Here is a 14,881-nt window from a genome sequence, read left to right as displayed (position 1 = left end):
CCTCAAACTGAGGTCAATCAGGAGGTGTTATGAGCAAGCAGCAACGTTACACGGAAGAATTCAAACTGGCCGCCGTCAAGCAGGTGACTGAGCGCCATTACCCAGTGGCAGAGGTCGCTGAGCGACTTGGTGTTTCCAGCCACAGTCTTTACGCCTGGATCAGGCGCTACAGCCAGCCCGCCGTGCAGCAACAGCATGACTCCAGCCAGCAAGCCGAAATTCGGCGCCTCAAGGCTGAACTGCGCCGCGTCACCGATGAGCGAGATATCTTAAAAAAGGCCGCCGCGTACTTTGCCAAGCTGTCAGGGTAAGGTACGCCTTCATCCGGGTGTACGCGTCCACACATCCCATCCGCCGACTGTGTCGGATGATGAATGTCCACCCGAGCGGTTATTACGCCTGGCAGCACCAGCCTTTATCTGCCCGCGCACTTGAAGACCAACGCCTCCTGGGCCAGATCAAGCAATGTTGGCTAGAAAGCGGGGGCGTCTATGGCTATCGCAAGATCCGGGATGACCTGCGAGAGATGGGCGAGACCTGTGGGAAACACCGGGTGGTGCGATTAATGCGTCATGAAGGTTTGCGTTCACAAACCGGTTATCGTCGCCGTCCCGGTCATTATGGTGGCCGGCCAACGGTGGTTGCACCGAATCATCTTGAACGCCAGTTCGATGTGACTGAGCCAAATAAGGTCTGGGTAACGGACATCACTTATATTCGAACCCATGAAGGCTGGCTCTATCTGGCCGCGGTATTGGATTTGTTTTCACGACAAGTCATTGGTTGGTCAATGGGGCCACGGATCGACCGAGAGTTGGCCATCAGCGCGTTACTGATGGCAGTGTGGCGACGGCGACCCGAGCAGGAAGTGCTGGTTCATTCTGACCAAGGGAGCCAGTTTAGCAGCTATGACTGGCAGGATTTTTTGCGGGAGCACCGGCTCAAGGCCAGCATGAGCAGACGTGGCAATTGCCATGATAACGCGGTGGCGGAGAGTTTCTTCCAACTCCTCAAACGCGAGCGGATCCGACGTAAAACCTATGCAGATCGGGAGGAGGCCCGGCAGGATGTGTTCGATTACATTGAAATGTTTTACAACCCCAAGCGTCGGCACAGTTTCAACAATGGGCTATCGCCAGTAGAGTGTGAGAAGCAATATTTCGAGCGGCTCGAAAGTGTCTAGAGAAGCCGGAGCGATTCAGTCCTTGCACGCCAGCCAGGCGTCGTAGTCATCCGGCGGCATGATGACTAGGCTACGCTTCTCGTCTCCGGGCTTGTGCATACGCCGCAGCAGTGGGTGGGTATCGGCATTGATGGTGAGCTGGGAGAAACTGAAGGTGTAGCCCTGTTCCTCCTGCCATGCCCGCCAGATGCCGGCCACCGCGAAGGGCGTGCCGTCGGCCATGCTGATCCGCCAGCGCTCGGCCTTGCCGCTCTCGTAGCAGGGCTCGAAGAAGCCGGTCATGGGCACCAGGCAGAGATGCCCCTGCAGCCAGGCACGGCGGTAGGTCGGCTTTTCCCCTACCGTCTCGGCCCTGGCGTTCATCGTGGTGTAGTGCTTGTTGCCTAGCTGCACCTTCCTCTTCGGCACCATCCCATAGCTGGCGATCAGCGCCTGCCGCCGGCCGTCTCGCTGGATCAGGATCGGGGCCTGGTAGTCCTGCCACACCTCCTCCTTCCAGTCATACCCTGGATCATCAACCCCGAAGTATTCCACCAGCACCGCCCTGGTGGTCGGGATGTAGTTGATGCACATGCGCAGCCCCTCCATCGTATGAGAGCCCAAACTCACCAGGTCGGCCTCTGCCAAGCATAATTGGCCGCGACCCCCTTGCCTTGCCAAGACCCGAACGCCGACCAGTGATCTTTCCAGATCCCTCGGCTAGAATTACTGTATGTTCATACAGTGATGATTACCATGATCCCCCACGCTACCGATGCACCTCTCATCGAAATCCCCCTGTACCTCACCCCTGCCGCCTGCGGGTTCCCCTCCCCAGCCCAGGACTATGTGGAACAGACCATCGACCTCAACCAACATTGTGTCTCCCACCCGGCAGCCACCTTCTATGTGCGAGCCAGCGGACACAGCATGGTCGGGGAAGGCATCAATGACGGCGATATGCTGATCATCGACCGCGCCATCACAGCTCGCCACGGCGACATCGTGCTGGCCTGCCTGGATGGCGAGTTCACCGTCAAGAAGCTGCAGGTGCAGCCCGTCCCCGCCCTGCTGCCAGGCAACCCCGATTTTCCGCCGATCTACCCGCAAGAAGGGCAAGAGCTGGATATCTTCGGCGTCGTCACCTTCGTCCTGCACAAAACCCGGCGAGGATAGGCCATGCCAACCGCCATTGCTCTGGTCGACGTGAACAACTTCTATGCCTCCTGCGAGCGCCTGTTCCGCCCCGACCTCAGAGGGGTGCCGATCGTCGTGCTCTCCAACAACGATGGCTGCGTGGTTGCCAGATCGGCAGAGGCCAAAAGTTTGGGGGTCAAAATGGGGGTGCCCTACTTCCAGATCAGCGAGGTCTATGAGGAGTTGGGTGGCATCTGGTTCAGCTCCAACTATGCCCTTTATGGCGACATGTCGAGCCGGGTGATGACAACTCTGGAGGGCATGGCGCCGACGGTGGAGGTTTACAGCATCGATGAAGCCTTTATCGAACTGAGCGAGTCCTGGGCCGGTGATCTGCTGGAGTATGGCCGCCTGATCCGCCAACGGGTGCAGAAGTGGACCGGCCTAACTGTTGGGGTCGGCATCGGCCCCACCAAGACGCTCGCGAAATTGGCGAACTACGCAGCCAAGAAGTGGCCCGCCACCGGGGGCGTGGTGGATCTGCGGGATGAAACGCGGCGCACCAAGCTGATGGCTATTACCCCGGTTGAGGAGGTCTGGGGGATAGGGCGCCAGCTCACCGCCAAGCTGGCAGCCCAGGGGGTCAATACCGTCGCCGAGTTGGTCGCAGCGGATCCCAAGAGCCTGCGCCGCCAATATGGGGTGGTCGTGGAGCGCACAGTACAAGAGCTGCGGGGACTCCCTTGCGCCGACCTGGAGCCCCTGGCCAAGGCCAAGCAGCAGATCATCTGCTCGCGATCGTTCGGGGCACGCATCTGCGAGTTCGGCCCCATGCACTAGGCATTGGCCGGTTACATGGAGCGGGCAGCCGAGAAGCTGCGCGCAGAGGGGCAACGCTGTCGCCATGTCACCCTGTTTATCCGGAGCAGTCCCTTCGCGGAGCGGGAGGCTTATTACGGCAACCAGATATCTACTAGGTTGCAGACACCCACCTCAGATACCCGTGACCTACTGGCACTAATTGAACCACTGCTGCACCGGATATGGCGGGATGATGTCCGTTATATGAAGGGAGGCGTCATGCTGGCAGACTTCACCCCTGCAGGCATGCAACAAGGTGATCTGTTCACCGAGCAGCAGGATCCCCGTAGCGAGGCGCTCATGCAGGTGATCGACAAGATCAATCAGGGGCGGATGGGAAAGGTTTACTTTGCAGCCCGTGGCCGGGATTCGAGGGAGTGGATGATGAAGCGGGATCAGCTCAGTCCTTGCTACACCACAAACATCAACGAAGTCCCACTAGGAAAGGTGTGAGGCTCTCATGTTTTAGTAGCAGCAGTTGCCTCCCCTCAAGGCCATCCCTCCCAAAATAACCGCGATGCAAGTGACGAAATTATCTATCTCACATAAGAGCCCAATAACCAAAAGGCATAAAAAAGCAGCGATTGCACCGCTATTGATTGACTACTCTTTTAACCTGATGAAATTGAAATGTGACCAGAAGGAACTGGAATATGAAACGATCATTGAAGATGGCTCTCACCCTGGTTCTGGGCATTACACTATTTTCGTGTGGCGGTGATGGCAGTGATGGCAGTGATGGCAGTGATGGCAGTGATGGCAGTGATACTGCGATGCCAACCACGACATCCAAAGTCGGTGACGCAACTATCACAAAAACCTTCCAACCAAATGTAATTCAATTGGAGCCAAGCCAAGCAACTGCAACCAGCAAGTCTGAGTTGGTTATAAATAACCCGCCAACCGCTATAAAAGCTGGCTCCGTCATTACATGGAATGATAGTGCATACGTTATTGAATCAATTAATACAGACTCCAATGAAGCCATGCTTGTTTCCACACGTACGGCCGAATTCAACGAGGTTTTTTCAGATCTAGTAGTCGTTGGCGATCTACAAAGTGCTGATTTTGACTTTACTAGGATGGGGTTAGCAATCGCGGATTCCTCTGCTAAGCAGGCCAATGGGTCAGTGGCAATACAAAAAATGACCACTTATGCAGCTGGTCCCTGTACCGCAGACGTAGGAGAGCCCTCATTAGGGGAGTCCACAACAGCATCATGTACCGTCAAAATCCCATATCAGTCGTTTAGCTTCAACATCAAAGCTGGATTCAAGGATGCGTTGCTAACAGGTGTCGATATCCGATACCTTCAAGCAAAATTCAGTGTAGATAAGATGAAGATAACCCCATTTTCCCGAGTAGATCTTGCAATGATTGGCACCGATAACAAACCAACTACCATAGGGAAAAGCGACCTGCCAATAGTGTACTTTCAAGTCCCCGTCAAAGAGACAGCTGGATTTCTACGTTTAGACATTCCACTGCGGTTAGATTTTTCACTTCCACTTTTCCAGTTCAACGCAGGTGTAGAAGTTGCGTTCCCCTATTCATCGGCAGATGGCTGGTCAATGACGCCATCCATTGATACCCCAGTAGCTACTATCGGAAGCGGCCAGGTATTTAAATACGAGGCGAAACCACATTTTTATGCTGTGGCAGGGGCTGAATTAGTATTGGCCAAGAGTTTAGTACTTGTCCCTAACGTCCAATGGTTCCAAGCAAACTCTCCGGATCGGCTTTTTTCAGTCGGAGCTTTATTCAAAGGGGGGGTAGATGGTTCTTTTTCAGTAAAAATAGACGACCTTCAAACAAAGCCCTGTTTTAATTGGAGCTTACAAGGAGTCGGTGGCGCTGCATCAGATATTAAGATTGGTACTGATCGTTTAAATACGCTGGGAGTTCTACCGATGAAAAATTTTGGCCCCCCCATTACCGGCTCATCCGGTTGTGAGAGTATGGGATTTTGGAGCGGGACCGCTCAAATCACAGATTGTACGATTAAATATAATACCGTCTGCAATTTTCTTACTTTTAATTTAAATCTCCCAGAAGTAGCAGGGCTCGCATTTAGGACGGGAAACGAGTCACTAAATTTACGTCTTGACCAACAGTATGGATGTGTCGGCGCAACAACTGTAATCCCAGAAGACCCTGTAGTGGGAACAACCTGGTCTTATACATTGAACTCAAGCTCGCCGTATGCCAGTGGCTATCCATTCACTACTACATACAGCGTCACTAACCGATCCGCAAATTCGATAAGTGGAACTTTAATGGTTTCATTTAGCGGTGGTTATTTAGGAGATGGTTTAGGGAATACCCCAGCAGGTACAGCAACTGGGGTTTGGAGTGTACAGAAAAGAGATATGTCATTTCCAAAGTGCTTATCTCCATCACCATCGACTGCTTATACATCCAATACACCTAGTTTCTTCTGTTCAAACTTCAATGTGACCGACGATCCATATGGATGTGACTTTGAGTCGATTGGGTTTGAAGGTCGTAAGGACGAATGGCAGGCCAGATAGCTATTAAAAGTAACTGAGCATCACACTATCAACTGCCGGTAATTGGCCTGGGCCTCGCTCTCCTGCTGGTGGCACCAGGCCAGGACCGCCAGATAGAGCGGATACCAGCCCCGCTCCCATTGGCCGCGGGTCAGTCCACCAGCCAGCGGCTCAATGGCACGTCTGATCTGGGTGCCCGGGATGGGGCGCAGCCCGGTACCGCCACAGCGTGGGCACACCTTGTCGACGGCCTTACCATGCAGGCGGCTCAGCTCCAGATCGCGGATCACTCCCCTCCCCCTGCAGAACTGCGGGTGACAGGCCGCCCCCGGCGTGTCCACCGTGCGGCAGTAATGTTCCAGGGCCAACTCGGCCACCCGGCGCAAGGCCATTCCGTGGCCACGTTCCTTGTTGCCCCCCACATAGCGGGGAGCAATCTTGGTGCACTCAGCCTGCACAGCCAGCAGGGCCTTCTTGGCATCCCCCAGGTCTTTGCAGTAACGCGCCATCACCAACGCCATGCCGGCACCATTGTGCTTCTGAACCATTCCCAATGCCGTCATCACATCACTCTTTGTCAGATGAGAACGCCCCGTAGACTGGGCCTGATAGGCCTGCAGCATCACAGAACGCGGATCCCCAACGGTAATTGCATATTCAAAGCGCACTCATCACCTCCACCGTTACCGACACCATTCCCCCTTTCACTACCGGCCCGCGATCCACCAGCAACAGGTCGATCTGGCTATCGTCCAGCCACACCCCGGCGTGGGTCAGGGCGTCTTGCACCGCCTTCACCGTGTTATCCAGATCCCGGGCTCGCCGGTCAGGGGCCTGCACCACCAGCCGCAGGGCCAGCCGATCGGGAATCTGCTTGCCGGCCAGCTTGGCAGCCAGGCAGGCATCGGCCGCAGCCTTGCGATAAACCCTCCCCTCCTGGCTCAGCAACGTTCTGGGCTTGCCGCTCACGGCCACATTGCGCCAGATCCGGTTGGTTGAAGGGGGCCATGGCAGGGTCATTGTCCATGAATCAGCTTTTGGCATTGAACACTCCCAAGGAGCATGCCAGCTCCAATGTGTTGATAACGTGCTCCAACTGCGAACCGTGCTGGGCTTCCCAGGCCTTCCACCCGATCCGGTGCAACTCCATGTGTGGCTGGTGGGCGAGCGGGAACACCATCAGATCGTGCGCCTTACTGCCCATCACACTCATCCCATGACCCACGACATGGTGCGCCTCGATGCCCTCGCGCTGGCCCGTCACCACACAGGGCAACTGCCGTACAAAGGCCAGGTAGGCTGCACACTCCCAACGCTGGCGCTTGGGCTTGCCAAGGTGGAGGGCTGCGGGTTCTGGGTCGATCTGACGAATAGCCGGTTTGGCATTGATGCGGGCCCGCAGATCGGCCAGCGGATCACGTTCGACTACCTCAAGGCGATGATCACGATAGCGGGCATCGGTCTCCCGATTACCGCGGGGTGACCACATCCGATCCGGCTCGATGGGAGCCAGGCGGCAGGCAGAGCGCAGCAGCGGATCCGGCAATGAAGGCAGCACCTTGTAGACGGTCGCCCACCAGCACAGATCCCGGGCAGTCAGGTCAGCAGCGGCCACCCCGCACCACCCGGCAACCCGCTGCAGCACAAGCTGCGCCAGCCACCCGGCCACATCAGCGAGGCGGATCGGTAACTGCCCATTGCGGTGCTCGTTGTCGTGATGCCAGCACAAAGGCAGATGCACCCCCTCCACTTCTGCGGTGACGGTTTCCCCGATGCAGCCATCGGCTATCACGCAAGCCGTGGCATTGGCGGTCAGCAGCTCCCCACCGGCGACATTGACCACTGCGGCGCAGGCCAGGGCCGACACCAGCTCAGGGAACTGGACCAGCAGGTCAGCCCCCTGATCGCGCACCAGGCGCACCGGCTTGCCAGCCAGTTGGCGCCTCACCGCTGGCAGGCTGTCGCCCAGCGGTACCAGGGCCAGCCCCAGCGCTTCGACAAACACGGCGTTACCTGCGCTCACGCTTGCCCCCTGATCGCGTTCAACTGTTGGCGAAACCACTCACGGTGCTCTTCATCCACCTCATCGATGGCGGCCACCACAACCTCACGCCCGATCTCGTTGCGGCGACGGCGCCACACCAGCAGGTGCGCCTGCTTGATCAACTCGATGCGCTGCCGTTCAGACGATGGCAACAGGGCCAGGTTGTGACTCATGCCGCCACCCCGCGCAGGATACCGTCACGGATCAGTCGCTCCACCAGCCACTGCTGGCCCTTGCCGGTGATCAGGGGGGTGAAGCTGATACGCCGCTCGCCGTTGCTGTCAAACGAGCTCTCCCGGGTCGCGAACAGCCCGCGGTCCACATACTCCTGCATCGGCAGGTTCCAGCGCTCCCCACGGCAACTCATCAAGATCTTGCGTTCCCTCAGCAGGGAAAACAGGGTATTGGGGCCAAGGCCCACCGTCTTGGCGAAAGCCGACAAGGTGATCCCCTTCTCCACACTGGCGATCTGCTTGGCGAACTCCACCGCCGGGGCATCCATCGCCACCTTCTGTTCCAGCGCCATCTTCTGCTCGGCCAGCTCGGCAGCAAGGCGCAGAGCCTCCGGCAGCGACTGGGGGATCACCAGAGCGTTCTGATTGCCCTGCTGCTCCAGCTCCTGCCAGCGGCGAATAATGCGGATCCGCAACTGGGCGCTGTAACCGGCCACCAGGCAAAGACTCTCGTCTTTGTCCAGCAACAGGCACGGTTGGGCACGGCCCAGGCTGTCCTGGTACTCGGCTGGCTTTTCAGCCGATTGAATCTCCACCAGCATCCGGCGAATATCGGCCAGCACGTTCTTGTGCTCCTTGCCGGTCAGCTCAGCGATTTCCACGCTGGTCATCGTCAAAGGGGTCACGCCCCTCATCATCAACTCGATCTCTCTACCCCCATCGAAACATTGGCGGCCAGGTACAACGCCAGACCGACGAGCAACAACAGCATCAACGCCGGCATCACGAGATCGCGCATGGGATCATCTCCAGCGTGGCGGGCCGCTGTTGCTGGCCGCGCAGGGCGTTCACCGCCTTCATCACCTCAGCCAGTTCGGCACCCTGCACCAGGTAGTGCTCGGCCCGGTGGGTCTTCGAGGTGAACCCCAGTTGCCGCGGGCAATCCGACACCTCAAGGCGCATCTGCACCGGCAACCAGTCCTTCACCTCCGGGTACACCGCCACCCGCACATACCGGGCGCGGCGAATGTCCCGCTCACAGGCATCACTGAACGTCACCGCCATCACGCCATCCTCCCGGTTATCGTCACACCCTCGCGGCGCAGTTGGGCCAGCAGTTGCTGCAGCTCAGCCTGAACCGCCTCATCGGTCACCTCGCGATCACGCACATAGACACGGGCCTCCGCCTGCATCTCGCAGACTCGCAAAGAGACCTGGCGGCCAACAGGGGCAGACTTCGGTACCGGATTGCGCTGCAGGATGGTGGCCTTGACCTCGGCCGGGCGCGGGGCGAACTGGCGGCCGGCGTCATCGGCCAGCTCCAACACCGCCTCGCGGATCTGCTGGGCGGTGAATCCGCGCAGTTGAACACCCCAGGCCATTGCCACGCCGCGGGCATTGGCATCCAACTGGCTGGCACTGGCGGGCCAGCACCCGGCCATCAGCGGCAGCAACTCGTCCGCCAGGAACATCGACATGCCGGTGCTCACCTGCAGACTGGCCTGATTCACGGGCAGACTGGTCACGTTAGAGGGGAGTGTTGTCGTCATAATCGACTCCCGCGGCTCGCAGGGCCTGGGCCTGCTGTTGGGCTTGCGCCAGATTGGACAGAGGGCGCTGGTGGCCGGCAGACGGATTGCCGCGCTTGGCCTGCAACCGATCCCACTGCTGGCGCAGCTTCTGCGGGGCCAGGATGTTGGTGCACCAGAACGCATCCCGGCTTACCCAGTCATACAGCTCGCAAATATCGCGATGGCTGCGCTGGTCAAGCTCACGCATCAGCCGGATCACGTTGGACCACTGCGCCCAGTTCGGCTCAAGAGCGGTCGGGTGATCAGCTGCACTCGACGAAACATCCACTTCGCCGTCATCAGGTCATCGCTGGTCCCCCACGCCTTGCCGTTCGGAGTCTGGATGGCCGCCTCGGGAATGACCCGGCTCTTGGACTTGGGTTCGGGAACGGCAACCTCCAGAGCGGCGGGCTTATCTCCAACCTGGTCGAAAGTCGCGTCAGCGAGTTGCGACGAAGAGTCTTTAAGATCTTTGTTTGTTTTGTTGTTTATCTTGTTTAGATCTTCGGCGTGATACTCCGCGCCTAACTCCGCGCCATCAGATTGCGATACACCCTCAATCCCCTGCCCTGATGCGGGTTGCAACTCCGCGCCCAACTCCGCGCCAATGTGTTCTGAAACTCCGCGCTGGTAAGGGTCGTAGTTGAGCAAGGTGACCAGGGTGTAACCCCGGGTACCCTGCTTGCTGGTGCGACTGATCATCCCCTCCTGCTCGAAGGCCTCCAGGGATCGGGCCGAGCCCACAATCTGCCCACGCTGCAGCAGCAGACGATTACCGTTGAAGGTCACCTCACAGCGCTCATGCGCGGCCTCCAGCAGCAGGTGCAACCACAGTGCCTTGCGCACCGGGTCACGGTAGAACGGGGCCTCCTTCAGGCTCTTGTAAAGCAGCACAAACCCGCTGCGGCGGTTGTCGGCCACGTTGCATCCTCGTGAAACTGGGGCGGCCACCGGGGCCGCCAGTCTGACTACCTCACCCATGGCTCATCTTCTTCAATCGCGTCGGCTTGGCCGCCTTCTTGGCGTCCCTCTCCTGCTGGCGCAGCTTGCGCTGCAGCAACTTGGCCATCTTCTTTCCCTCCGCCAGGCACTTGGCAAAGGCCTGCCCCTTGGCAAAGCACGGCGTGGTGCGAAAATGCCGCAGGGCTGCCTGGGTTGCGGTGTGCACCACATCCGGGGTGTATCCCCCCGCGGTCAGGATCTGCGCCACGTTGCGCTCGATAAACAGCTCAGGATGCATGGGCCACCTCCTGCAGGTGTTGCTGCAAACAGGCCAGATGGCGTTGCACCTGCTCGGCCGTGGCCGGGATGCGCAACCCGCTGTAGACCAGAAAGGCCCCCCGGGAGCCCACCACCAGCTTCGGCAACATGGGCGGGATGCACGAACGGCGACTGCCTTGCGCCCTCGGCGATTGTTGGGTACGCTTGTTCACGTTGTTTTCTCCGCGAAAACCAACCTCGGGTCGGGCTGTTACAGCAGCGCCGGCCCACTCTTTTTGTGCTTCCTTCATCACTTCTCTCCTTGTGCATGTGGCCCCGGGAACGGGCGCACCTGACTGGCTACCGACTCTTCCAGGCTCAACAGCTCCTTGATGGCCCGGTGCACTGCCGCCGTGATGGACTGCCGTTCAATCGGGTCGATCACCCCGTCTTGCCGCGCCTCCCGCAGCTCGCCAAACACCGCCGCTACCACCTCGCCCACCAGCATCACCTGGTCGGCCAGCTCTTCTTCGGTCACCGTGCTATCCGGCAGGGCCACCAGCGTATGGCCGCGGGCCAGCGCCCAGGCCTGCAGGATGGCGTTATCACCGGTCAGCTCGGTCACCGCCATCGCCTCGGACAGGGTCAGGTGGTGGTCTTCGCAAGCAGGGTTGAACTTGTTGTTCAGGGTGGTCGGGCGCTTGGAGCCCATCAGGCGGGCCAGATCGGTGATGTTGTAACGGCGGCTCAGCTGATAAGCGGCGTCAATAGGGTCAGAAAGGTGGGAATGTTCCCGCTTCACTCTCGTGGTTGTTCTGGTGGGTTTTGTCATGATGGTTTCACCTGCCCCACAGGCTCGACTTTCAACCGCCCTTTGGTGACAAGCTGCACCTGACAAGCTCGTCCATATGGGATCTCTTCTCCCCACAGGGACACCGCAGACTTGCTTATGCCTAGTGCTTTTGCGGTCTTTGTCACCCCGCCAAAGAAAGCGATGACATCTAGTTTCTTCATAGTCCCTCCTGTAGACACAGCAAGGTTAAGCAAGCACAACAAACCAGTAAAGCACAATTAACCCCGAAAGGTTTAAATTACTTAACTATGAACATTGGAGAACGCATCAAGCTGTCTAGGTCGCGCCTGAAAATGACCCAACAGCAACTTGGCGATAAAATAGGCGCAAATAAAGCATCCATTTCTCAGTGGGAGAATGGTGTATACACTCCTGACGCGAAAAACATAGCTGAGCTAGCCAAAGCACTAGGAGTAACAGTGTTTTGGTTGATTGATGGTAAGGGGGATCCTGTTGGGAGTAATGTTGTACCTGCATCAAAGAGTTTTCTATTGGTGCCACTACTAGATTTCGTGCAAGCAGGTCTTTTTTGCCAAGGTAATTGGACACCAGATGGACAGGATGAGGACTGTGTTCGCTATGCGTGTCCAAATCCCAAAGCTGGTCCCAACACCTATGCGTTAATGGTACGCGGCGAGTCAATGACAAACCCCTTTGGTTCACGTTCATACCCAGAAGGAACAATTATATTTGTTGATCCTGATGTACCCGCAAAACCTGGGCATAGAGTTATAGCCGCATTACAAGATGGGAAATTGACATTCAAAGAGCTAGCAGAAAATGAGCAGGGAGAGAAATATTTGAGAGCTCTCAACCAACGTTATACTATCAGTGAATATGGCGAGCCGGTGAAAATCTGCGGTGTTGTTATTGGTTCATATATGCCTGAATGATTATTTATCATATTAATTTTAATGGGAAAATAAAATTTTATTATATTATCAAGACCAACCCAAATAAATTATTATATTAGTATTGTATATAAAGAATGATGAGGATGGTTACCTAGCATGAAAATTGAATCAATAAAACTTAAAAACTTTAAAGCATTCCGAGATGTACATTTAAAAGACATTCCATCTTTTCTCGTTGTTGTTGGAGCCAATGGGGCAGGCAAATCAACTTTATTTGATGTGTTTGGATTTTTACATGACTGCCTCAAGGGGAATGTGAGACAAGCGTTAGATAAAAGAGGCCGATTTTCAGAGGTTCTCAGTAGAGGCTGTAATGTTAAAGAAGACTCTATATTAATAGAACTACAATATCGAATGGAAATTACCAATGTTGAAAGGTTAGTTACTTATTCTATTGAGATTGGTGAGAAAAATGGTATCCCGATTGTACTTCGTGAACTGCTTCGATATAAGCGTGGCCGTTATGGAAGTCCATTCCATTTTCTAAACTTTACTAAGGGTGAAGGTTACGCAATTACAAATGAAGAGGAATTTCACAAGCAGGAAGAAGAGCTAGACCGTGAATATCAAAAAGTTGCCCCAGATACATTAGCGATAAAGGGATTAGGTCAGTTTGAGAGATTCAAAGCAGCAAACGCTTTTAGACGATTAATTGAGCACTGGCACGTTTCAGATTTTCACATAAATTCCGCCAGAGGTAGAAAAGATGCATCGGGGGATACAGAGCACCTATCAGAGATGGGTGAAAACTTACCCTTAGTTGCAAGATATCTTCATGAACAGCATCCTCATGTTTTCAATAACATACTGAAAACTATGGCCCGCCGAGTTCCAGGAGTATCATCCGTAGAACCAAAGCTAATGGATGACGGGTATCTCACATTAAGGTTTCAAGATGGTTCATTTAAAACGCCATTTTTGGATCGCTATGTATCTGACGGTACAATTAAGATGTTTGCATATCTGGTTTTGTTATATGACCCACAGCCGCACCCATTGCTATGCGTAGAAGAGCCAGAAAACCAATTGTATCCACAGTTAATGTCTGAGCTTGCTGAGGAGTTTCGTAATTACTCACTTAGGGGCGGTCAAGTCTTTGTATCAACACATTCGCCAGATTTTCTAAATGCTCTTGAATTAGATGAAGTATGTTGGCTTGTCAAAAAAGATGGTAAAACAGAAATTCATCAAGCAAAAGAAAATCCACAAGTCAAGGCTTACTATGAAGATGGGGATAGACTCGGATACTTGTGGAAGCAAGGATTTTTTGAAGGAGTCGATCCTCAATGATTAAAGAACTTGTTTTCATGCTAGAAGAGCCATCAGCTAAAGCAATGCTTGAATCAGTACTACCACGATTCTTAGACGACACAATAACAACTAGAATCTTTTATTTCGAAGGAAAACAAGATTTAGAAAAAAATGTGGTGAGGAAAATCCAGCTTTATCAAAATCCCAACGCTCGATTTATTGTCATTCGCGACCAAGATAGTCAACCTAACTGTATGGTAACAAAAAATAAACTTTTGGATTTATGCAAAAAAACAGGAAAGTCGCATCATTGCTTAGTTAGAATTGCGTGTAGAGAACTTGAGACCATTTATTTGGCAGATCTTCAGGCGGTTGAGAAAGGCTTAGATATTAAAAACATTAATAAACTACAAGAAACAAAAAAATTTAGATCTCCAGACCAACTTGAAAACCCCAAAAAAGAACTGAAAGTTCTAACCAACAACAAATATCAAAATATTTCAGGCTCAAGGGAGATTGGCAAACACCTAGATTTGAACAATACCCGCTCACCTACTTTCAAGAATATTCTTGGTGCAGTTAAAAAATGGGAGGCAGATCTGCTTTCAGTATGATAAACGACTCATAAGCCATATTGTGCTTGTAAGTATCAACAGTATACAACCACATTGCAGATTACTTTTTATGCCGTCACATCGTATCAAGAGGCCATATCAATAACTATTGGTTATATAAAATGAGCTACACCAAATCGCTTCATGAAGGTTAAGCAATCACAACAACAAAGTTTACCTTTTGTTTGGCTGACTTAACATGGCTTTACTCAGCACTAGCTGGATAAGCCATGTTCAACCAACACCAGAAACGCATCTACATCGCTGGCCCCATGTCCGGCCTGCCTGACTGCAACCGCCCCGCCTTCCATGCCGAGGCCAACCACCAGCGTGAGCGCGGCCATATCCCGCTCAACCCTGCCACCCTCCCCGAGGGCCTGACCCAAGCCGAGTACATGGCCTGCAGCCTGCCCATGGTCATGCTCGCCGACGAGCTGGTCATGCTCCCGGGCTGGCGCGATTGCCAGGGCGCCACCGCCGAGTTCCACCTCGCCATGAAGTGCGGCAAAGTCATCTGTAGTGGTCTAATCATCCCGGACACCGTTTTAGGTGGTACAGTCGCCACCATTATTTGAGGTGTTCAATGACAAG

The 14,881-nt window shown here is 54.7% G+C and carries 21 protein-coding genes and 1 pseudogene; 8 read left to right on the top strand and 14 right to left on the bottom strand.

All coding sequences use genetic code 11. From position 1 onward, the window contains the following. Positions 1-29 precede the first annotated feature (29 nt). Positions 30-1,183 (top strand): IS3-like element ISAeca4 family transposase gene (locus tag OKC41_RS18240; RefSeq protein ID WP_201894228.1). Its coding sequence is split into 2 segments (ribosomal slippage): positions 30-267 and positions 267-1,183, totalling 1,155 coding nucleotides; the frame shifts between segments, so codons are not numbered across the junction. A gap of 15 nt (positions 1,184-1,198) precedes the next feature. Here OKC41_RS18240 and OKC41_RS18235 read toward each other — a convergent pair. Then, positions 1,199-1,756, bottom strand: coding sequence for an SOS response-associated peptidase (locus tag OKC41_RS18235; RefSeq protein ID WP_201894236.1), 558 nt, complete (start codon positions 1,754-1,756; stop codon positions 1,199-1,201). Positions 1,757-1,918: 162 nt separating this feature from the next. On the opposite strand from OKC41_RS18235, the gene umuD reads away from it, so the two are divergent. The 3 genes and pseudogenes from umuD (at position 1,919) to OKC41_RS18220 (ending at position 5,691) form a co-directional block, all read left to right on the top strand. After that, positions 1,919-2,338, top strand: coding sequence for a translesion error-prone DNA polymerase V autoproteolytic subunit (gene umuD, locus OKC41_RS18230; protein WP_201894238.1), 420 nt, complete (start codon positions 1,919-1,921; stop codon positions 2,336-2,338). 3 nt (positions 2,339-2,341) lie between these two features. Beyond that, positions 2,342-3,613, top strand: a pseudogene (umuC, locus tag OKC41_RS18225) (translesion error-prone DNA polymerase V subunit UmuC). 200 nt (positions 3,614-3,813) lie between these two features. Beyond that, positions 3,814-5,691: a hypothetical protein gene (locus OKC41_RS18220; RefSeq protein ID WP_270672251.1), complete on the top strand. Its 1,878-nt coding sequence runs from the start codon at positions 3,814-3,816 to the stop codon at positions 5,689-5,691. A gap of 20 nt (positions 5,692-5,711) precedes the next feature. Here the strand turns inward: OKC41_RS18220 and OKC41_RS18215 are convergent, their stop codons facing one another. From OKC41_RS18215 to OKC41_RS18155, 13 genes are all read right to left on the bottom strand, one after another. Beyond that, entirely contained in the window at positions 5,712-6,233 is a 522-nt protein-coding gene (locus OKC41_RS18215) for an antitermination protein (protein ID WP_234922227.1), read from the bottom strand. Positions 6,234-6,327: 94 nt separating this feature from the next. Continuing rightward, complete coding sequence (locus OKC41_RS18210) at positions 6,328-6,690, bottom strand: RusA family crossover junction endodeoxyribonuclease (RefSeq protein ID WP_201894242.1); 363 nt, start codon at positions 6,688-6,690, stop codon at positions 6,328-6,330. A gap of 10 nt (positions 6,691-6,700) precedes the next feature. Then, the gene (locus tag OKC41_RS18205) at positions 6,701-7,693 is read right to left on the bottom strand and encodes a DUF968 domain-containing protein (RefSeq protein ID WP_270672250.1); all 993 of its coding nucleotides are present in this window, start codon (positions 7,691-7,693) and stop codon (positions 6,701-6,703) included. After that, on the bottom strand, positions 7,690-7,887 hold the full coding sequence (locus OKC41_RS18200; protein WP_041211153.1) for a DUF3283 family protein: 198 nt from the start codon (positions 7,885-7,887) through the stop codon (positions 7,690-7,692). The genes OKC41_RS18205 and OKC41_RS18200 overlap by 4 nt, the downstream gene beginning before the upstream one ends. Further along, positions 7,884-8,582 (bottom strand): phage regulatory protein/antirepressor Ant, encoded by a 699-nt coding sequence (locus tag OKC41_RS18195; RefSeq protein WP_234922228.1) that lies wholly within the window; start codon positions 8,580-8,582, stop codon positions 7,884-7,886. Before OKC41_RS18195 ends, OKC41_RS18200 begins: the two co-directional genes overlap by 4 nt. A gap of 88 nt (positions 8,583-8,670) precedes the next feature. After that, positions 8,671-8,946 (bottom strand): hypothetical protein, encoded by a 276-nt coding sequence (locus tag OKC41_RS18190; RefSeq protein WP_201894244.1) that lies wholly within the window; start codon positions 8,944-8,946, stop codon positions 8,671-8,673. Positions 8,947-8,951: 5 nt separating this feature from the next. Further along, on the bottom strand, positions 8,952-9,437 hold the full coding sequence (locus OKC41_RS18185) for a hypothetical protein (protein ID WP_201894246.1): 486 nt from the start codon (positions 9,435-9,437) through the stop codon (positions 8,952-8,954). Then, positions 9,415-9,666: a hypothetical protein gene (locus tag OKC41_RS18180; RefSeq protein WP_201894248.1), complete on the bottom strand. Its 252-nt coding sequence runs from the start codon at positions 9,664-9,666 to the stop codon at positions 9,415-9,417. The genes OKC41_RS18185 and OKC41_RS18180 overlap by 23 nt, the downstream gene beginning before the upstream one ends. A gap of 8 nt (positions 9,667-9,674) precedes the next feature. Then, complete coding sequence (locus tag OKC41_RS18175) at positions 9,675-10,379, bottom strand: hypothetical protein (protein WP_201894249.1); 705 nt, start codon at positions 10,377-10,379, stop codon at positions 9,675-9,677. 52 nt (positions 10,380-10,431) lie between these two features. Further along, positions 10,432-10,698 (bottom strand): hypothetical protein, encoded by a 267-nt coding sequence (locus tag OKC41_RS18170; protein WP_201894250.1) that lies wholly within the window; start codon positions 10,696-10,698, stop codon positions 10,432-10,434. Continuing rightward, positions 10,688-10,969 (bottom strand): hypothetical protein, encoded by a 282-nt coding sequence (locus OKC41_RS18165; protein WP_234922229.1) that lies wholly within the window; start codon positions 10,967-10,969, stop codon positions 10,688-10,690. Before OKC41_RS18165 ends, OKC41_RS18170 begins: the two co-directional genes overlap by 11 nt. Next, on the bottom strand, positions 10,969-11,490 hold the full coding sequence (locus OKC41_RS18160) for a phage regulatory CII family protein (RefSeq protein ID WP_076362762.1): 522 nt from the start codon (positions 11,488-11,490) through the stop codon (positions 10,969-10,971). Before OKC41_RS18160 ends, OKC41_RS18165 begins: the two co-directional genes overlap by 1 nt. After that, a complete protein-coding gene (locus OKC41_RS18155; protein WP_045525005.1) occupies positions 11,487-11,672 on the bottom strand; it encodes a Cro/CI family transcriptional regulator in 186 nt (61 codons plus the stop codon). Before OKC41_RS18155 ends, OKC41_RS18160 begins: the two co-directional genes overlap by 4 nt. Before the next feature lie 87 nt (positions 11,673-11,759). Here OKC41_RS18155 and OKC41_RS18150 point away from each other — a divergent pair, with 87 nt between their 5' ends. From OKC41_RS18150 to OKC41_RS18135, 4 genes are all read left to right on the top strand, one after another. Then, on the top strand, positions 11,760-12,404 hold the full coding sequence (locus OKC41_RS18150) for a LexA family transcriptional regulator (RefSeq protein ID WP_268843101.1): 645 nt from the start codon (positions 11,760-11,762) through the stop codon (positions 12,402-12,404). A gap of 117 nt (positions 12,405-12,521) precedes the next feature. Continuing rightward, positions 12,522-13,715 carry an AAA family ATPase gene (locus OKC41_RS18145; RefSeq protein ID WP_201894252.1) on the top strand — a complete coding sequence of 398 codons (1,194 nt, stop codon included), beginning with the start codon at positions 12,522-12,524 and terminating at the stop codon, positions 13,713-13,715. Further along, complete coding sequence (locus OKC41_RS18140) at positions 13,712-14,290, top strand: DUF4276 family protein (protein ID WP_234922230.1); 579 nt, start codon at positions 13,712-13,714, stop codon at positions 14,288-14,290. The genes OKC41_RS18145 and OKC41_RS18140 overlap by 4 nt, the downstream gene beginning before the upstream one ends. Before the next feature lie 230 nt (positions 14,291-14,520). After that, positions 14,521-14,865: a DUF4406 domain-containing protein gene (locus tag OKC41_RS18135; RefSeq protein WP_201894254.1), complete on the top strand. Its 345-nt coding sequence runs from the start codon at positions 14,521-14,523 to the stop codon at positions 14,863-14,865. The last annotated feature ends 16 nt before the right edge of the window (positions 14,866-14,881 follow it).

The sequence above is a fragment of the Aeromonas sp. QDB17 genome, from assembly GCF_027705305.1.
Classification (GTDB): domain Bacteria; phylum Pseudomonadota; class Gammaproteobacteria; order Enterobacterales; family Aeromonadaceae; genus Aeromonas; species Aeromonas caviae.
Note: the sequence above shows the minus strand (reverse complement) of the source record. Positions and strands in the feature narration are given on the sequence as shown.